This window comes from Cupriavidus sp. MPR-AND1C (assembly GCF_058809705.1).
In genome coordinates, this window is record NZ_JBXASU010000118.1 from 1 (window position 1) to 19,010 (window position 19,010).

The 19,010-nt window shown below is 68.4% G+C and carries 12 protein-coding genes; 9 read left to right on the top strand and 3 right to left on the bottom strand.

All coding sequences use genetic code 11. From position 1 onward, the window contains the following. Positions 1-299: 299 nt before the first annotated feature. From AC1RWI_RS34485 to AC1RWI_RS34495, 3 genes are all read right to left on the bottom strand, one after another. Entirely contained in the window at positions 300-1,022 is a 723-nt protein-coding gene (locus AC1RWI_RS34485; protein ID WP_043356001.1) for an MgtC/SapB family protein, read from the bottom strand. 150 nt (positions 1,023-1,172) lie between these two features. Further along, complete coding sequence (gene mgtA, locus AC1RWI_RS34490) at positions 1,173-3,929, bottom strand: magnesium-translocating P-type ATPase (RefSeq protein ID WP_492870562.1); 2,757 nt, start codon at positions 3,927-3,929, stop codon at positions 1,173-1,175. A gap of 124 nt (positions 3,930-4,053) precedes the next feature. Next, positions 4,054-4,221, bottom strand: coding sequence for a hypothetical protein (locus AC1RWI_RS34495; protein WP_158408330.1), 168 nt, complete (start codon positions 4,219-4,221; stop codon positions 4,054-4,056). A gap of 652 nt (positions 4,222-4,873) precedes the next feature. Between AC1RWI_RS34495 and AC1RWI_RS34500 the strand changes: the two genes are divergently transcribed. The 9 genes from AC1RWI_RS34500 to AC1RWI_RS34540 all read left to right on the top strand — a co-directional run. Next, positions 4,874-5,374 (top strand): DUF6630 family protein, encoded by a 501-nt coding sequence (locus tag AC1RWI_RS34500; RefSeq protein ID WP_492870563.1) that lies wholly within the window; start codon positions 4,874-4,876, stop codon positions 5,372-5,374. Between the two features lie 562 nt (positions 5,375-5,936). Beyond that, positions 5,937-6,839 (top strand): polysaccharide deacetylase family protein, encoded by a 903-nt coding sequence (locus AC1RWI_RS34505; RefSeq protein ID WP_052495121.1) that lies wholly within the window; start codon positions 5,937-5,939, stop codon positions 6,837-6,839. 127 nt (positions 6,840-6,966) lie between these two features. Next, positions 6,967-7,653 carry a MotA/TolQ/ExbB proton channel family protein gene (locus AC1RWI_RS34510; protein ID WP_043355998.1) on the top strand — a complete coding sequence of 229 codons (687 nt, stop codon included), beginning with the start codon at positions 6,967-6,969 and terminating at the stop codon, positions 7,651-7,653. Between the two features lie 41 nt (positions 7,654-7,694). Next, entirely contained in the window at positions 7,695-8,069 is a 375-nt protein-coding gene (locus tag AC1RWI_RS34515; RefSeq protein ID WP_236702095.1) for a DUF2149 domain-containing protein, read from the top strand. After that, entirely contained in the window at positions 8,069-12,175 is a 4,107-nt protein-coding gene (locus AC1RWI_RS34520; protein WP_492870564.1) for a cobaltochelatase subunit CobN, read from the top strand. Before AC1RWI_RS34515 ends, AC1RWI_RS34520 begins: the two co-directional genes overlap by 1 nt. A 172-nt stretch (positions 12,176-12,347) precedes the next feature. Beyond that, on the top strand, positions 12,348-13,430 hold the full coding sequence (gene cobW / locus AC1RWI_RS34525; RefSeq protein WP_043355994.1) for a cobalamin biosynthesis protein CobW: 1,083 nt from the start codon (positions 12,348-12,350) through the stop codon (positions 13,428-13,430). A gap of 45 nt (positions 13,431-13,475) precedes the next feature. Further along, positions 13,476-17,297, top strand: coding sequence for a cobaltochelatase subunit CobN (gene cobN, locus AC1RWI_RS34530; RefSeq protein WP_492870565.1), 3,822 nt, complete (start codon positions 13,476-13,478; stop codon positions 17,295-17,297). After that, on the top strand, positions 17,294-18,358 hold the full coding sequence (locus AC1RWI_RS34535; RefSeq protein WP_492870566.1) for a magnesium chelatase ATPase subunit I: 1,065 nt from the start codon (positions 17,294-17,296) through the stop codon (positions 18,356-18,358). Before cobN ends, AC1RWI_RS34535 begins: the two co-directional genes overlap by 4 nt. 197 nt (positions 18,359-18,555) lie before the next feature. Then, positions 18,556-19,010: vWA domain-containing protein (locus AC1RWI_RS34540; protein ID WP_492870567.1), on the top strand; the 455-nt coding region annotated here is incomplete at its 3' end.

A 19,010-nucleotide genomic window follows, 5' to 3' on the forward strand; every position in this document is an offset into this window, starting at 1 on the left:
AAGGCCGGCACCATCGCGGTGCTGCGCACCGCCAACGGCAGATGGCCGAACGCTCACCGCGCAAAGCGATCAGGGGTACCGCCACGTACCCATTGGATCATTCTATTTAAATGACCTACAGGTCGGCATGGCAAGGCCAGCCAACACGCCGGGCCGTACGACGCAACCACCGAGGCCAAACAGCCTGATTGCTCTGCCCCCGCAGGGCGATGTCGTATGGCGCTTGGATGCAAAAACCAACGCCGCAGCAAAAACGGCCATGAGCGCCAGCCAGCCAATCAACCCAACCCATCCCAAAATCAATCCGTCGTACTAGGACTCCAAAACGCCTGATGAATATGCTCCGACTCCGCCAGCTCCGCCATCAAGCGATCCAGCACATCCCCATCGACCGAGGTTGACGTGAGCACCGCTTCAATCTCGACATCGCTATCCCCGAACGCATGCACCTCCAGGTCCCGGGTCGGGTAGTTTCCCGCCTCCAGCGTATCTTCAAGCAAGCGCAACGCCAGCTTCTGCGCGGACCGCGGCGCAATCACATAGACCGTGTTGGTTACCTCCACCGTGGTCGTATCCATTGGCTGCTGGTTGATGCGATTCACCACCGGCCGCAACAGGGTATTGGCCGCCAGCACAAACAGGCAGCCCAGCCCGGCCTCGAGAATCAGGTCCGCCCCCGCACTGGCGCCGATCGCCGCCGATCCCCATAGCGTGGCCGCGGTATTCAACCCCCGCACATTGCCTTCCTCCCGCATGATCACGCCGGCACCGAGAAAGCCGATGCCCGAGACGACGTAGGCCACCACGCGTACCGCGCCGTCGTGCCCGGCCATGCGGTTGGCCATGTCGACGAAGATGGCGGCGCCTACCGCCACCAGCACATTGGTGCGCAGGCCGGCTGTGCGCTGGCGGATCTGCCGCTCGTAGCCGATCACCGCGCCGAGGACGAAGGCAGTGGTCAGGCTGACGGTGGTGTCGAGCAGCGAGTCAAGGTTGATGTTTTGAAAGGCTTGGAGGGACATCGTGGTTTCCCCGGGCTTGAAAGTTATTGTTATGGAACCGCTTGCGTCTTTTTACGCCGGCCAGGTGTCACGCCGATGTCATCGGCGGCGCCTTTCGCGCAAATATCACACAAATATCGCGCAAGTATCGCGACAGGCGCCGCCCAACGCTTATTGCCAGCCAAAGCGCCGGATATAGAACCGCTTGACCGCCGTCACCAGCAGGGCGTAGCCCAGCACGATGCCGATCATCCAGGGAAAATAGCCCGGCGGCAATGACGCCAGCTTGAAGTACGCCGCCAGCGGGCCCATTGGCAGCCAGATGCCCACGGCCATGATGGCCACCGTGGCCAACGTCAGCGGCCACGCCGCGCGGCTCTGGATGAACGGCAGCTTGGGCGTGCGGATCATGTGCACGATCAGCGTTTGCGTGAGCAGCCCGACCACGAACCAGCCGGACTGGAACAGCGCCTGCGCCTCTACGCTGTTGGCAGCGAACACGTACCACATCACCATATAGGTCGTGATGTCGAAGATCGAGCTGATCGGGCCGAAGACCACCATGAAGCGGCCGATGTCGCCCGGGTTCCAGCGCAGCGGCCGCGCCACCAGTTCCTTGTCCACGCGATCAAACGGAATCGCGATCTGCGAGACGTCGTACAGCAGGTTCTGCACCAGCAGTTGCAGCGGCAGCATCGGCAGGAAGGGCAGGAAGGCGCTGGCCACCAGCACCGAGAACACGTTGCCGAAGTTGGAGCTGGCCGTCATGCGGATGTACTTCAGCATATTGCTGAAGGTGCGCCGGCCTTCGATCACGCCTTCTTCCAGCACCATCAGGCTCTTTTCCAGCAGGATGAGGTCGGCGGCTTCCTTGGCGATATCCACCGCGCTGTCCACCGAGATGCCGATATCGGCCGCGCGCAGCGCGGGCGCATCGTTGATGCCGTCACCCATGAAGCCAACCACGTGGTCGTTGGCGCGCAGCGCCAGCACCAGTTGCTCCTTGTGCAGCGGCGACAGGCGTGCGAAAACGTTGTGATCTTCCACGGCACGGGCCAGCGTGGGGGCGTCCATCTTCTCGATGTCCGGCCCCAGCAGCACGCGCGTGACGGGCAGGCCCACTTCGCGGCAGATCTTGGCGGTGACCAGTTCGTTGTCGCCGGTCAGCACTTTCACCGTGACGCCGTGCTCGGCCAGCGCCTTGAGCGCGGGCAGCGTGGAATCCTTGGGCGGATCGAGAAAAGCAATGTACCCGACCAGCGTCAGCTCGCATTCGTCGGCCACGCCGTACTGCGTTTGCGTGGTGGGCGTTTCCTTCATGGCCACCGCGACCACGCGCAAGCCTTCCTCGTTGAGGTCGTGCGTCACCTGGCGCACGCGCGCCAGCATGTCGGCGTCCAGCGCTTGCGCCGCGCCATCGATCTGCACGCGCGTGCAGATGCCCAGCATTTCCTCCACCGCGCCTTTGCAGATCAGCTCGTTGTGATCCTCGCGCTCTGCCACCACCACCGACATGCGGCGCCGCTCGAAATCGAACGGGATCTCATCGACCTTGCGGTAGTGCTGCGTCAGCTTGAGCTCGCTTTGCAGCTCCACGTGATCGAGCACCGCGCGGTCGAGCAGGTTCTTCAGGCCGGTCTGGTAGTAGCTGTTCAGGTAAGCGTGCTTGAGCACGTCGGTGCTGACGCGGCCCAGCACATCGGTGTGGCGCTCCAGCACGATCTTGTCCTGCGTCAGCGTGCCTGTCTTGTCCGTGCACAGCACGTCCATGGCGCCGAAATTCTGGATGGCGTCGAGCCGCTTCACGATGACCTTGCGGCGCGACAACATCACCGCGCCCTTGGCCAGCGTGGAGGTCACGATCATCGGCAGCATCTCGGGCGTGAGCCCTACCGCGACGGACAAGGCAAAGAGGAACGCCTGCGTCCAGTCGCCCTTGGTAAATCCGTTGACCAGCAGCACCAGCGGCGCCATCACTAGCGCGAAGCGGATCAGCAGCCAGCTCACCTGGTTGACGCCAGCCTGGAAGGCCGTGGCCGAGCGGTCGGTGCTGGTGACGCGCTCGGCCAGCGTGCCGAAGTACGTGTGGTTGCCGGTGGCCAGCACCACGGCGGTGGCGGCGCCCGAGACCACATTGGTGCCCATGAAGGCGATGTTGGAGAGCTCCAGCGGGCTGTCGTGGCGATCGCGCAGCTCGGCGAATTTCTCCACGGGCAGCGATTCGCCGGTCATGGCCGCCTGGCTGATGAACAGGTCCTTGGCGGCGATGATGCGGCAGTCGGCGGGAATCATGTCGCCGGCCGAGAGTGCGACCAGGTCGCCCGGCACCAGCTTGCGGATAGGCACTTCGATCTTGTGCGGCGGGCGCGAATGCACGTGCACGTTGAAGTACTCCGCGCTGAAGGCGGCAACGCCGGCCGATAGGTCCCGCCGGATCACCGTGGCGGTGGTGCTGACCATGGCCTTGAGGCTCTCGGCGGCCTGGTTGGAGCGCCGCTCCTGCACGAAGCGCAGCAGCGTGGACAGCGTCACCATGGTGCCGATGACGATCGTTGCCTTCATGTCCTCGGTGAAGTAGGAGATCGCCGCCAGAAGTGTCAGCAACAGATTGAACGGGTTGCTGTACGAATGCCACAGGTGCAGCCACGCCGGCAGCGGCTTTTCATGGTCGACTTCGTTCGGGCCGAACTGCTTGAGCTTTTCGTCTGTCTCGGCGCTGGTCAGCCCGTCCTCGTGGGAGCGCATGCGTACCAGCACGGCCGGCACGTCCTCTCGCGCGGCGCGCTTGAGCGATTGCGCCAACTGCTCCGGCACGGTGCGTGACGGCCCCGGCTTGCCCAGCGACTCGAACATCGCCAGCCGGCGGAAGTGGTGGGTCGCCCGGCGCGTGCGCAGGAAGGCGACGAAGAGCGTTTTCATCAGGTTCATGGGTGCGGTTTCCCAAAAATCCCGGCGTGCCGGGCGGCGATGCCGGAGTGAGGCGAGGGGTCGGCAAAGGCAGGCGCGTCGCGCCGCCTTCGCCGGATGCGGTGAGCGTGAAGCGGCGCGCGCGTCAGCCCGGCCTGGGCCGGTGCGCGGCGTCACGACGCGCTGCGGCATGGCGCGCGGGGGGCAGGGCCAGCGTGAGCAGGAGCACGGCGGCACTGCCTGGCCCGCCGGCGTGGCAGCGCAGGATCTGCAGCGCCAGCAAGGCATGTTGTGCGATGAAGAGGGACGGCATGGGGCCTCCTTGCGCTAACGCTCGACGGCGCGCGCAGGCAGCGGCGGATAACGCATCGCGAAACTGCGCACGAACGCATTCTCGCGGCGGATAGCCGCAGGCATTTGCAACGAACTGGGAGGGGATTGCACGGAGAACCCGTGCAACGGACCACTACCCGCCGGTATCGGCTAGGCAGTGGCGGTAAGACGCCTGGACTTGCCTAGCCGTTCAAGGTTTGGCCGTAAGGCCAACTAGAACAACTGTCCATGGAGATGACTCCGGAGCGATAACGGGGCGAAGGGTAACAAAGGCGGCGCGCGCTTGGCAATCTTTTTCTTCCGGCTTTTTCCGCCGAATAGGACACGTCCTAAACTTTGCGTTTTTCGTGCCGTAAGGCAATACGCATGGGCTGGTCCTGCGGGACGATCGATGCGCCTTCGATGCGCCTTCCATGCGTATGTGTAGTAGCGTCTCGCACCAACCTTTGTCAGAATAGGGGGCTGCCATTTTCCCGGCGTTGGGCAAAGCACCGCCAGACGTTCAGCCACTCGGATGCTTACGCAAGGTTCCGGCATCCGAGTCAACCACCGCGTCGGGTCGCGGCATCACGCTGTGGCCTGCCAGCATCGAACCCCTTCCGTTCCCTGTGTTCCCAACCTGCCAGAAGCCTATGACCACTGTGCTCCCGAGTGAAACGCAGGACGCCGTGCGCGAGCTGATCCTGCTGATTTCTCTGCACGACCAGGATGCCGCGGACAACTACTGGACCGCGTTCCAGCATGCGCTTGCGCGCACCGAGACCGCCTGCGAAGGCCATATGCTGCTATGGCCGCTGACCGAAGCGATCGGCGCCGCAGGCTTCTACGTGGAATGGAAAGACACGGCCGCCGTGGTGCGCGGTGTGCAAGCCTTGTGCGACCGGGTCGGCCTGCGCGTGGACTGGGGCGCGCCCGAGCCGCTCGCGGCGGCCTTCCTCGCGGGCAAGGATGTGCCCGGCTTGATGGCGATCGCGCAGGTCTCGTTGCAAGCGGCTGGCTTTACGCTGTGGTGCTGGGACACGCAAGCGGACGCCTACGCGGGATGGATGATCCGCAGCGCGGACGAGCCGGTGCTGGCCGAGCTTGCCAGGCAGCTTCACCTGATGATCGATCCCGCGGACGAAACCTACTGAGCCGGCTCCGGCTCGGCATTCACAATTGTTGACATTTGCACCGGGTGGCTGCGATAGCCTCGTGGCTGTCCGATGCTGACTCGGCAGCATGCCTGTGCGCTTTGCGCATTGCCGCTGTCTTTCACGCCTTTCGACAAAGCCAGGCCGTGCGATCCACGCGCGCGCCAAGCGCATCGCCTGGCGGGATCGCCAAACGGGTGAGGCGCAGCGACACAGTTGTTTGCGTTCGCAAGACGGGGGAGCCGCTAACCTGTTGGCCGGGGTGTCCAAAACGGCATCCCATACCCGCAGGCAGCAGTGCCCCCTGCTGCCGATTTGCCCGCCGGGCCATGTCTCATGGCCTGGCTTTTTTCGCTGCGCGGGCCCGGCTGCGCCAGCGCGAAAAGCGCGCCAACCCGATATGGCACAATGCCATCTTGCTTTTTGCCGGGGCCACGGCGAGCGCTGCGGCGGTTCGCGCACATGGCTGCGGTTCATCCCCGTTTTCTTTGCTTGAGACTCATTCCGGATTGCCCGCGCAGCGCGCCAGAGAGCGCCCGAAGTGGCGAGCCGGACGCCCCGCATGCGCTTTTCCCATTTTGTTCATCTCGTCGCCGGGACCCTGGCGTGCAGCCTGAGTCTCGCCTGCGTGGCCGTGCGGGCAGCCCCCGCCGACATGCCCCTGAGCGCGGTGCCCGCGATCCAGCTGGCCGCCCTGCGCGCGCAACGGCCACTCCCGCCCATCCGCTTCCTGCTCACGTTCGACGACGGCCCCGATGCCGGCGAGGATGGCAGCACGCCGCTGATCCTGCGCCAGCTTGCCGATAACCCGGTGACGCCGGGCATCAAAGCACTCTTCTTCGTGCAGACCGCTCACCCGAGGCGCGGCGGCGGCGAGGCCGGCAAAGCGCAGATGCACGCGACCTGCCTCGCCGGCCATCGGCTGGCGGTGCATAGCGGGTTGCCGATCGGGCATCTCTCGCATACGCGCATGTCGCCCGAAGAACTGGAAGCGTCGCTGCTGTCGGGCGAGGCCGACATCATCGCGCAATGCCGCGGCGCGGCCCAACTGGTGCGCCCGCCCAACTGGGCCTACAACGATGCGGTGCAGGCGGTCTACCGCAAGCTCGGCCTGGGCATGCTGATGTCGGACGTGAACGCGCGCGACGGCAAGATCTACGGCTGGCATATCAGCCTGCGCCGCCGCTCGCATATGAATAGCGAGCTGGCGCAGGTCAAGGTCGCCATCGCCGAGCAGCGGCTGCCATCCATGGGGGGCGTGGTGCCGATCGTGGTGAGCTTTCATGACACCAACGACTACACGGCCTCGCACATGACCGAGTACCTGCAGATCCTGGTGGAAGAAGCCCGGGAGAACGGCCTGGTGCTGGCAGACCCGCCGTTCTACACGGATGCCCGGGTGGCGGAGCGCGCCGCGCGGCTGCGCGCGCAGTCGGGCGTGTATGCGCGCGACAGCTGGCCCTGAGGCCTTGGCGGCAAGGTCATCGCAGGCGGGTCCTGGCCTGGGGTAAGGGGGCACCTGCGACGTACAATACTGCGCCCGGGCCGGCTGTGGCCTGCCGATCCGCCTAACCCAACTGCCGCCGATCACAATGGAAAGCGTCGTCACCGAGATTTTCTTCCGCCTTTCCACGGCGTTCTTCTGGCCGGTCGCGCTGGCGTTGCTGGTGCTGTTCGTGCTCGCGCTAGCCGATCTCGGCAGCCTGATCGTGCAGTCCCGGCGCCGCGCCGTGGCGCCGCGCAGCGATCTGCCCGCGCTGGCCAATGCGCTGGCCTCCAGCCTGCAAAATGGCACGCAAGCGCATCTGGGCGCGGCATTGCTGTCGCCTTCGCTGGCCCGCTTCTGGGGCATGCTGGAAGAACGGCTCTCCCGGCTCGATTCGTACGAACACCTTGACCTGTGGCTGGACGAAACGCTGCAGCGCGAGGAAATGCGCGTGGCCAACCGGCTCGACCTGACCCGCACACTGGTGCGCATCGCACCGATGCTGGGCCTGGCCGGCACCATCATCCCGCTCGGGCCGGCGCTGCAATCGCTGCTCGGCGGCGATATGGCCGGCATGGTCAATCACCTGGTGATCGGCTTTGGCGCGGTCGTCTGCGGGCTGGTGCTGGGCGGCATCGCCTACGTGCTGACGCTCACACGCGAGCGCTGGGCGCGCAGCGATCTCAAGGAAATGGAAAACCTGTGCGAGCTGGTGCTGCGGGCCATGCCTGAACCGGTGGCGCCCGCGGCGCACGCGCGCGCCGCCATCCATCTGGCCGGGACCCAGGCCTGATGGACGCGGGCCAGGGACACCCGTTCAGGCGGCGGCGCTTTGTGCGCCGTCGCCGCGCGCAGGGCGAGCTTGCCTCGGTGCATCGGGAAGACCCGCTGGCCGGCGTGGCCAACCTGTTCGATGCCTCCATCGTCTTTGCCGTGGGCCTGATGGTGGCGCTCACGCAAGCGTTCAGCCTGACCCAGCTGCTCAATCCCGACTCGCAGTTCACCCTGGTCCAGCGCGATCCGCGCACCGGTGAGCTGCAATTGCTGGAGAAGAACCGCAAGGAGGTCAAGGTCAGCAAGATGTCCCCGCGGCAGAAGACGGGCGAGGGCACCCGGCTGGGGGTGGCTTACCAGTTGCCGGATGGCAGCGTGGTGTATGTGCCGGAAGGCGCGGCGGCCGGCGCGGCCTCGGCCCCGGGCGCGCGTTGATGGCTTCGGCGCGGCGGGGTTCGCTGTGGCAGCGCTGGCTGCTGCTGATGCTCGGGCTGCTGTGCGGGTGCCTTGCCGGCCCGGGCCACGCCCGCGCAGCCCAGCCCGGACCGCCAGCCCCGGTACGCGTGCTGCTGGTCACCACCAACACGCACCTGCTGCCTGCGGCCGAAGCGCGCCTGCGCGAGCTGGCCGGGCCGGGCAGGGTGGTGCTGGACGCCGTGACGGCAGCGCCCGATGCCGCGCAAGTCGCCGCCGCCGATGTCATCTACGCGTACTTCGTCCCCACGGCCGTGCTGCGCCAGATGGCGCCGGCCGTGCGCCAGGCGCGGCAGCGCGGCGCGCTGGTGCTGGCCGCGCCGGCAGCGTCCGCCGAGGCCGCCTGGGGCTTTGGCCTGGACGCCGCGCGCAACCAGGCCGCCGAGGCTTACTGGAGCGCCGGCGGCGCCGACAACCTCGCGGGCTGGATGGCATGGCTGGTGGCCGCCGTGCGCGGCGAGCAGGCCATGGCCGTGCCGCCGCCGCGCCCGCTGCCCGCGGCCGGCATCTATCACCCGCGCGCCGCGCAAGCGTTTGCCACGCTCAAGGACTATCTCGCCTGGTACCGCGCCGGCGCAAGCGGCCTGCCGGCCGGCGCACCGCTGGTCGGCATTGCCTTCTATGCCAGCAACTATCGCCAGCAGGATCTCGCGCATATCGATGCGCTGATCGCGGCGCTGGAGCGCCAGGGCATCGGCGCGGTGCCGGTATTCGGCTGGCCGCTGTCCGGCCTGGATGCGATGCTCACGGTCGATGGCCAAAGCCCGCTGCGGGCATTGCTGGCGCTGAACCTCACCATCAGCCGCGCCGAGGACAAGACCTGGCTGGAGCGCCACGGCCTGCACGCCATCAACCTGATCGCCACGCGCGACAGCCAGGCCGGCTGGCGGGCCGATGCGCGCGGCATTGGCGGCGAGCGCCTGGCGCTGCTGCTTAACACGCCCGAGCGGGCCGGCGCCTCGGAGCCGATCCTGTTCGCCACGCTGGAGGACGAACACGGCGCCAAGGCCAGCCGTGCCGTGCCGGAGCGGGCAGACGCGGCGGTGGCCCGCGTGCGCCGCTGGATCGCGCTGCAGGACAAGCCCGCGGCGGACAAGCGCATCGCCATCCTCTACTACAACAACCCGCCGGGCCGCGGCAATATCGGCGCCAGCTACCTGGCTACGCTGCCCTCGCTGGTGCAGGTCATGGCGCGGCTGCGCGAGGCGGGCTACCGCACGGGCGCCACGCTGCCGGACACCGCCGAGCTGACCGCGCTGCTGGAGCGCAATGGCCGCAATATGGAGGAATGGTCGCCCGGCGAACTGGCTGAGATGGTGTCGCGCGGCCGCGTTACGCTGCTGCCGATGGCGCAGTACAAGCGCTGGTTCGATGCCTTGCCGGCGGCGTTTCGCCAGTCGGTGGTGGCCGCGTGGGGTCCGCCCGAGCGCAATCCGCTGATGCTGGTGGGTGACGGCCATGGCGGGCAGGATTTCGTGATTCCGGGCCTGCGCTTCGGTAATCTGTTCGTTGGCCCGCAGCCGCTGCGCTCCACCTTCGCGCGAGCGATGGACAGCGCGCACGATACGGTGACGCCGCCGCCGCACTCCTATATCGCCGCCTACCTGTGGTATCGCCACGCCTTCGGCGCGGACGCGATGGTCCACGTGGGCCGCCACGGCACGCTGGAATGGCTGCCTGGCAAGCAGGTGGGGCAAAGCGGCGACGACAGCGCCGAGGTGTTGCTGGGCGACCTGCCCAACGCCTACTTCTACATCCAGGACGGCGGCGGCGAAGCCATCCAGGCCAAGCGCCGCAGCGCCGCCGTGCTGGTCAGCCACCTGACCCCGCTGATCGCCCGCGCCGGCTGGCCGGACAAGCTGGCCAAGCTCGACGAGGTGATCGAGCAGCAGGAGGCCGCCGCCGACAGCGCCCCGGCGCTGGCGGACCAATACCGCCTGCAGGCGCTGGCGCAGATCCGCGCCCTTGGACTGGACCGCCAGCTCGGGCTGGATTCCGGCGCGCCATGGGAGCAGGTCGAGCCGGTGATCCACCGCTTCTTGCATAAGGTGGAAGCCGAGCCGGTGCCGCTGGGCATTCACACGCTGGGCGAGCTGCCGCCGTTGGACGCGCAGCGCCAGGCGCTGGCCACCGTGCTGGAAAGCGCATTCGACGCGAGCGAGGCGCGGCAGATCGGCAAGGACGTGCTCTCGCGCTGGGCCGGCGCATTGGCGGAAGGCCGCGAGCCGGACAGCGCCGCGCACGCGCCATTGCCGCCGCCGCTGGCGGAGAAGGTAGAAACCGCGCTGTCCAGTACGCGCGCATGGCTGGCCAATCTGCGCGAATCGCCGCGCCGCGAGCTGGATGGCCTGGTGACCGTGCTGTCCGGCCGCTACCTGCCGAGCTCGCCGCTGGGCGACCCCGTGCGCACCCCGCAGGGCCTGCCCACCGGGCGCAACCTGCACGCCTTCGACGGCGCGCTGATCCCCACGCCCGCAGCCTGGCAGCTCGGCAAGCAACTGGCCGCGCAGACGCTCGCGCGCTATCGCGAGGAAACCGGCAAGGCGCCCGAGCAGGTATCGATGGTGCTGTGGTACGGCGAGACCGAGCGCCACCAAGGCGCGATGGAGAGCGAGGCGCTCTACCTGATGGGCGTGGAGCCGGTCTGGAATGCGCGCGGCGTGGTGGAGGATGTGCGCCTGATCCCCGATGCCGAACTCGGCCGCCCGCGCGTCAATGTGCTGTTCACCATCTCCGGCATCTACCGCGACGGCTTCGGCGACAAGGTGGCGCTGCTGGACAAGGCCGCGCGCCTGGCCGCCGCCGCCGGCGACAACGCCATCAGCCGCCACGACCGCGAAGCGCAGGCCACGCTGCTGGCAGCCGGCGTGGCGCCGCAACTGGCCGCGCGCCTGGCCCGCGCCCGCGTGTTCGCCGCCAAGCCCGGCAACTACAGCATCGGCGTGCAGCAGATGGTCGAGCAGAGCAAGGACGCGGCGCAGGCCGGCGAGCCGCCTGGCGCGCTGGCGCGGCAGTACCTGCGCTACATGAACTTTGCGTTCTCCAGCGAAGGCTGGGGCGAGACCGCGCCGCAGGCGCTGGCCAGCCACCTCAAGTCCAACCAGGCCGTGCTGTTCTCGCGCGCCAGCACGCTTTACGGCGCGCTCGACAACGACGATACCTATCAGTACGCCGGCGGCCTTAACATGGCCACGCGCGCCGTCAGCGGACAGGCGCCGCGCTTCTGGCTGCACAACCTGCGCCGCGCCGGCGAAGAGCAGACCGTGGATGCTCGCACCTGGCTGGCCACCGAACTCAACGCGCGCAACTGGAACCCGCGCTGGATCGAAGGCATGCAGCGCTCGGGCTACGCCGGCGCGCGCGAGATGTTCAAGGAGATCGAGCATCTCTACGGCTTCCAGGCCACCAGCCCCGAGCAGATGAGCGGCAGCTTCTGGCAGAACACCTATGACGTCTATGTGGCCGACAAGAACGGCCTGGGCATGGACGCTTTCTTTGCGCAAAACAACCCGCACGCGCGGCAGGGCATCCTGGCCCGGCTGCTGGAAGTGGACCGGCAGGGGAGCTACCGCTTCACGCCTGCCGAGCGCGCCGATATGGCACGGCGCTATGTGGCGTCGGTCAATCGCGACGGCTTGTCCTGCTCGGCCAATAGCTGCGGCAATCCCGTGCTGATGCAGTACATCGCCGGGCTGGGGCAGCAAGCCCGGCTGCCCACGGATGCGCTGCGCGAATTCTCCGCGCGGCTGGCAGCAGCCATGCCGGGGCGCGAGCCAGCCGCGCCGGCCGCTGCTTCTGGCCGGGCCGCACCGCCCGACGCATCCCGTGCGAGTCCGCCGCCGGCTCGGCAGGCCAAGCCGCATCCGGCGCCGCGTCCCGCGACCGGCCAGGTGACAGGCCAGTTGCTCGAAAGCCGCGTGCTCAAGCTCGCCGCGCCCGCCCCGCCAAGCGGCCTGGCGCCGCGCGAGGCGCTGTGGACCGCTGCGCTGATGCTGCTGCTGGTCGGCGCTGGCGCCTTTGCGGAGTGGTGGCGCGGCCGTGGCCGGCGGCAGCCCGCGCCACGCTGACGCGCCGCGGGTGGACAGCACCGTGCGATCTCTTTATGCTGACCCCCTTGCCGCGGCCAGGCCCGCCGCTTGCTACCGGCTGCGCAAAACATAACTTGCGAAGGGCCTGCCACGCCGCGCATCGCGCGCCCCGATTCAACCCCAGCGCCAGCGCTGAATTCCCTTATCCGCCATGCAGACCCGTAAAATCCCCGCCACCATCGTCACCGGCTTCCTTGGCAGCGGCAAGACCACCTTGCTGCGCCATATTCTCGAAAACGCCAACGGACGGCGCATTGCGGTGATCGTCAACGAGTTCGGCGAGCTGGGCATCGATGGCGAGATCCTGAAGGGTTGCGGCATCGGCTGCGACGAATCCGGCCAGAGCAATGGCCAGCTCTATGAGCTGGCCAACGGCTGCCTGTGCTGCACGGTGCAGGAGGAATTCTTCCCGGTGATGGAGCAATTGCTGGAGCGCCGCGGCGATATCGACCATGTGCTGATCGAGACCTCCGGCCTGGCGCTGCCCAAGCCGCTGGTGCAGGCCTTCAACTGGCCCAGCATCAAGAACGCCTTTACCGTGGACGCGGTCGTCACCGTGGTGGACGGCGCGGCAGCCGCGGCCGGCCAGTTCGCTGCCGACCCGGATGCCGTGGAGGCGCAGCGCAAGGCCGATCCCAACCTCGATCACGAGTCCCCGCTGCACGCGCTGTTCGAAGACCAGCTCGGCGCGGCCGACCTCGTCATCCTCAACAAGACCGACCTGATCGACGACGCGCAGCGCGCCGAAGTGCAAGCGCTGATCCGCCCGGAGATCCCCGCCGAAGTGAAGATCGTCGGCGCGCAGGGCGGCAAGCTGGATATCGAGTTGCTGCTGGGCCTGAACCGCGCATCGGAAGACACCATTCACCTGCGCCCGGATCACCACGGCTCGGCGGACGATCCCGATCACGCGGACCACCATCACGACGAGTTCGACTCCGTCGTCGTAGCGCTGGGCGAGGTGGACCGCGATCAGCTGATCGACGGTCTGCGCCAGCTGGTGGAGAGCCACACCATCTACCGCATCAAGGGCTTTGCCAAGCTGCCCGCCAAGCCCATGCGGCTGGTGCTGCATGGCGTGGGACGGCGCTTTGACAGCTACTTCGACCGCCGCTGGCTGCCGGGCGAGGCGCAATCCACGCGTATCGTGCTGATCGGCCAGGCGCTTGACCAGCCCACGCTGCAGGCTGCCCTGGAGGCTGCGCTGAGCGCCGCGGCCGTGCGTACGGCGTAATGCGCAAGGTATAAGGAACAAGGACCACACCAGCCCAGGCACCCGATGCACCTGCTTTCCACCCGTCCGGGCGGCTTCGTCGACGATAACGCCGGCGTGGTGCGCATTGAGCAAAGCCCGGCGCAAATCGTGGTGCTGAGCGCGGCGGATACCACGCTGTCGCTGCTGGCCGGCGTCTTTCCGCGCCTGGGGGAGGATTTCCCCACGGTGCGGCTGGCCAACCAGATGTACCTGCGCCAGCCGGCTTCGCTCGACATGTATGTGGACGACGTGCTGCAGCACGCGCGCGTGGTGGTGGTCGACCATCTAGGCGGCGACAGCGACTGGCCCTATGGCCTGGAGCGGCTGGCCGAACTGGCGCGCTCGCGCAACCAGCTGCTGGTGATGTTCTCCGGCGACCTGGCCGAGGACGCCAACCTGCTCGGGCGCGGCAACGCGCCGCAAGCGCTGGCCAGCAACCTGTGGCGTTACCTGCGCGAGGGCGGCGCGGACAACGCCGAGCAGTTCTTCCGCTGCCTGGCGCATCACGCTTTCGGCTGGGGCGAGCCCGCGCTGCAGCCGCGCGTGCTGCCGCAGGCGGCGATCTATCACCCGGCACACGGCGTGGCTACCGCGGCGGACTGGCAGCGGGAGTGGGCGCAGGATGGCCACACCGATGCGCCGGTCGTGGCGCTGGTGTTCTACCGCACCCACCTGCAGGCTGGCAACACCGCTGTGTTCGACGCCCTCATCGCCGCGTTGCGCGCACAGGGCATGAACCCGCTGCCGCTGGCGGTCAACTCGCTCAAGGACACGCTGTGCCGCGAAGTGCTGCAGCATCTGTGCGCCGGTCACGGCGCAGCGCTGGTGCTGAACACCACGGCGTTTGCCGTCTCGTCGCTGGACGCGCCTGAAACCCTGGCGCTCGCCGGCGACGCGCCGGTGCTGCAGGTGATCCTCAGCGGCGGCAACCGCGAGGACTGGCTGCAGGACAGCCAGGGCCTGGGCCCGCGCGACGTGGCCATGCATATCGCCATGCCCGAGGTGGATGGGCGCATCATCACGCGCGCCGTCAGCTTCAAGGGGCTGGCCTATCGTTGCCCCCATACCGAGGTCGACGTGGTGCGCTACCAGCCCGACGCGCAGCGTATCGCCTTTGTGGCCGAGCTGAGCCGCCGCTGGTGCCGCCTGCGGCAATTGGACAACGCCGACAAGCGCGTGGCGCTGGTGCTGGCCAACTATCCGGCCAGCGAAGGGCGCATCGGCAACGGCGTGGGGTTGGATACGCCGGCCTCCGTTGTGGGCATTCTCGGCATGCTGCGCGAGCAGGGCTACCATTGCGAAGGCCTGCCCGCCGATGGCGAGGACCTGATGCGCGGGCTCACGCAGGGCATCACCAATGACCCGGCGCACCGCGACCTGCGGCCGGCGTTCCAGAGCCTGTCGATGGCCGACTACCTGGCGCACCTGAGCCGCCTGCCGGCGGACAACCAGCGCGCCCTTGCCGAGCGCTGGGGCAGCCCGGACCAGGACCCGATGGTGCGGCAGGGCCGCTTCATGATTGCCGGCGTGCGCAGCGGACATCTGTTCGTCGGGCTGCAGCCGGCCCGGTCGTACGCGCTGCCGGGCGAGGAGGGCAGCCAGAGCTACGCCAGCTACCACGATGCCGATCTGGTGCCGCCGCATGGCTACCTGGCGTTCTACTTCTGGCTGCGCCACAGCTTTGGCGCCGACGCCATCGTCCACGTGGGCAAGCACGGCAACCTGGAATGGCTGCCCGGCAAGAGCGTGGCGCTGGCCGATACCTGCTGGCCCGATGCCATCCTTGGGCCACTGCCGCATCTCTATCCCTTTATCGTCAATGACCCGGGCGAGGGCGCGCAGGCCAAGCGGCGCGCGCAGGCCGTCATCATCGACCACCTGATGCCGCCGCTCACGCGCGCCGAGAGCTATGGCCCGCTGCAGGACCTGGAGCGGCAGGTCGACGAATACTACGAGGCGCTGGCGGTGGACCCGCGCCGCGCGCGGCTGCTGCGCAAGGAGATTCTGAAGCTGATCGTGGACCAGCAGCTGCATCGTGAACTGGGGCTGGATGCGCCGGCGGATAGCGATGGGGAAGATGCGCTGCTCAACCGCACCGACGCTTACCTGTGCGAGTTGAAGGAATCTCAGATCCGCGATGGCCTGCACGTTTTCGGCGTGTCGCCGCAGGGCCGCCAGCGGCGCGATACGCTGCTCGCGCTCGGGCGCTTTCCGGTGGGCGACGGCAAGGGCGCGCAAGCCAGCTTGCTGGCGGCGCTGGCCGCCGACCTGGCATTGGGCGATGGCTTCGACCCGCTCGATGCCGACTGGTCCGCGCCCTGGCAAGGGCCGCGTCCGGCGCAACTGGCCGTGCTGGATGCCGGGCCGTGGCGCCATCATGGCGATACGCGCGAGCGCCTTGAAATGCTGGCCACGGCGTTGCTCGGCGAGATGGCTGGCGACGTTGCCTTGCCGCAAGCCTCTGCCGTGCTCGCGCGCCTGCGCCAGGACGTCATGCCGCGCCTGGATGCCTGCGGCCCGCAGGAAATGCGGCAACTGTCGCGTGGCCTGGCCGGGCGGTTCGTGCCGCCGGGCCCCAGCGGCGCGCCCTCGCGCGGCCGGCCGGATGTCCTTCCCACGGGGCGCAATTTCTACTCGGTCGACACGCGTGCGGTGCCGACTCGCACGGCATGGACGCTGGGCCTGAAGTCTGCCAACCAGCTGATCGAGCGCCACCTGCAGGCGCATGGTGAGTATCCGCGGTCCATCGGGCTGTCCGTCTGGGGCACCGCCACCATGCGCAGCGGCGGCGACGATATCGCGCAGGCCTTCGCGCTGCTGGGCGTGCGGCCCAAGTGGGCAGCCGGCAGCTACCGCGTGACCGATTTCGAGATCTTGCCGATGGCGATCTTCGACCGTCCGCGCGTCGACGTCACGCTGCGCGTGTCGGGGTTCTTCCGCGATGCCTTCGCCAACGTCATGCGCCTGTTCGATGCCGCCGTGCAGGCGGTGGCGGAGCTTGACGAACCCGCCGAAGTCAATCCCGTGCGCGCCCGCATCGACAGCGAGCGCGCGCGGCTGGAAGCCGAGGGCGTGCCCGCTCTTGAAGCGCGCCGCCGTGCCGGCTGGCGCGTGTTCGGCGCCCGCCCGGGCGGCTACGGTACCGGCCTGCAGGACCTGATCGATAGCCGCAACTGGCAGGACGACGGCGACCTGGCGCAGGCCTACCTGCATGCCGGCGGCTACGCCTATGGGCAAGGCACGGATGGCGTCGAGGCGCGCGCCAGTTTTGCCGAGCGCCTGTCCAGCCTGGACGCGGTCGTGCAGAACCAGGACAACCGCGAGCACGACCTGCTCGACGCCAACGACTACTACCAGTTCCAGGGCGGCATGGTGGCGGCCGCGCGCGAGTTCGGCGGCGCGCAGCCGGCGATCTACCATGGCGACCACAGCAACCCGGCGGCGCCGCGCATCCGCACGCTGCAGGAAGAAATCAGCCGCGTGATCCGTGCGCGCGTGGTCAATCCCAAGTGGATCGACGGCGTCAAGCGGCACGGCTACAAAGGTGCGTTCGAGATGGCCGCCACGGTGGACTACCTGTTCGGCTTCGATGCCACCACCCGCGTGGTGGCCGATCACCAGTACGCGCTGGTGACCGATGCCTATGTAAACGACGCCGGCACCCGCGCGTTCCTGCGCCAGCACAATCCGCGCGCGCTGCACGCCATCTGCGAGCGCCTGCTCGAGGCGGCGCAGCGCGGCCTGTGGCAGGAGCCGGGCGAGCGTCGCGCCCAACTGGAACAACACCTGCTCGACAGCGAGCAGGCGCTTGAAGGCATCGAAGGAATCGAAGGAATCCCCTCATGAATGCAACCGCCCGGCTCGCCCGCATGCCATTTCCCTTCAGCGCCCTGGTCGGCCAGCAGCGCTTGCAGCAAGCGCTGCTGCTTGCCGCGGTGGACCCCAGCATCGGTGGCGTGCTGGTCAGCGGCCCGCGCGGCACGGCCAAGTCGACCGCGGCGCGGGCCCTTGCGCAATTGCTGCCCGAAGGCCAGTTCGTCACGCTGCCGCTCGGCGCCAGCGAGGAGCAACTGATCGGCACGCTCGACCTTGGCCACGTGCTTAAGCAGAGCGAGGTCCGCTTTGCCCCCGGCCTGCTGGCGCGCGCGCACCAGGGCGTGCTTTATGTGGACGAAGTCAACCTGCTGCCGGATCACCTCGTCGACCAGTTGCTGGACGTGGCCGCCAGCGGCGTCAACGTGGTGGAGCGCGACGGCGTGTCGCACCAGCACGAGGCGCGCTTCGTGCTGGTGGGCACCATGAACCCGGAAGAAGGCGAGTTGCGCCCGCAGTTGCTGGACCGTTTCGGCCTGTCGCTGGCGCTGGAGAACTGTACCGACGCCGCGCAGCGCCAGGCGATCGTCAAGGCCCGGCTCGCGTTCGACAACGATCCGGTGGCCCTGTGCACGCGCTTTGCCACCGAGCAGGATGCGCTGACGCGCAAGGTGCGGCTCGCGCGCGGCGCACTGTCCGCGCTTTCGTTCAGCGATGCCGTGCACGAGCGTGTCAGCCACCTGTGCCTGGCCGCCGCTGTCGATGGCGTGCGGGCAGACCTGGTGATGCTGCGCGCGGCGCGCGCGCTGGCCGCCTTGCAGTGCGACGCGGCGGTGGTGCCCGCGCATGTGGACACCGTGGCGGAGCTGGTCTTGCACCACCGGCGCCAGGCGCCGCCCAATGCAGGCAGGCAGGCCGATGGGCACGCTGATGGCGATGGCAACGCGAATGGCAGCGGCGATGGCGATGGCCGCAGTGCGGGCGACGCAGCCGCCAACAACCCATGGGGGGCACTCCCGCCTGCGCTGGCAAGCGCCGCGGCCGGCATTGCCCCGGTCAAGGGCGTGAGGCCGCTGCCCACAAAAAAAGCCTGAGCCACCGGCAGGCCGCCGCCGAACCCGGGCAAGGCGGCAACCGGTGGCAAGCCCCTCGTTTTGCCGCATCTCTCGCCGCGCCGCACGGCCGCCCGGGCCGCTCGCGCATCCACTGGACACGGACGCTGGCCGCCAAGGGCAGCCAGCCGTTTGCGCCCAGCCATCTGCGCTGGCGCGCACAGCAGGCGCACGCCGGCGTGCTGCACTGCTTCGTGCTCGATTGCTCGGCCTCGATGCTGCACGGCCGCCAGCTCGCGCTGGCCAAGGGCGTGCTGCTGCGCCTGCTGCAACGCGCCTACCAGGCGCGCGCCGAGGTGGCGCTGGTGTGCTTCGCCGCCGGCCGCGCCGAAGTCCGCCTGCAGCCGGCACGCGCCCGCCCATGGAGCGAAGCCTGGATCCGCCCGATCGCCGGCGGCGGCGGTACACCGCTCTCGCTCGGCATGGCGCGCGCCGGCCAACTGCTGGCCCACGCCGCGCGCCGGCGCCCGGCGCAACAGCGCTGGCTGTGGCTGCTCAGCGACGGCCGCAGCACGGAGCAGCCGCCGCGCCCGCCTTGGGCCGATGCGGTGATGGTGGTGGATTTCGAGCGCCAGGCGGTGGCGCTGGGGCGTTGCCGGCAGCTGGCGCGGGGGTGGGAGGGGGAATATCTGGT

Excerpts from the sequence above, each read along its gene's own strand:
- AC1RWI_RS34485 (WP_043356001.1), bottom strand. The coding sequence starts at position 1,022 with ATGTCCCTCCAAGCCTTTCAAAACATCAACCTTGACTCGCTGCTCGAC.
- mgtA (WP_492870562.1), bottom strand. The coding sequence starts at position 3,929 with ATGAACCTGATGAAAACGCTCTTCGTCGCCTTCCTGCGCACGCGCCGG.
- AC1RWI_RS34495 (WP_158408330.1), bottom strand. The coding sequence starts at position 4,221 with ATGCCGTCCCTCTTCATCGCACAACATGCCTTGCTGGCGCTGCAGATC.
- AC1RWI_RS34500 (WP_492870563.1), top strand. The coding sequence starts at position 4,874 with ATGACCACTGTGCTCCCGAGTGAAACGCAGGACGCCGTGCGCGAGCTG.
- AC1RWI_RS34505 (WP_052495121.1), top strand. The coding sequence starts at position 5,937 with ATGCGCTTTTCCCATTTTGTTCATCTCGTCGCCGGGACCCTGGCGTGC.
- AC1RWI_RS34510 (WP_043355998.1), top strand. The coding sequence starts at position 6,967 with ATGGAAAGCGTCGTCACCGAGATTTTCTTCCGCCTTTCCACGGCGTTC.
- AC1RWI_RS34520 (WP_492870564.1), top strand. The coding sequence starts at position 8,069 with ATGGCTTCGGCGCGGCGGGGTTCGCTGTGGCAGCGCTGGCTGCTGCTG.
- cobW (WP_043355994.1), top strand. The coding sequence starts at position 12,348 with ATGCAGACCCGTAAAATCCCCGCCACCATCGTCACCGGCTTCCTTGGC.
- cobN (WP_492870565.1), top strand. The coding sequence starts at position 13,476 with ATGCACCTGCTTTCCACCCGTCCGGGCGGCTTCGTCGACGATAACGCC.
- AC1RWI_RS34535 (WP_492870566.1), top strand. The coding sequence starts at position 17,294 with ATGAATGCAACCGCCCGGCTCGCCCGCATGCCATTTCCCTTCAGCGCC.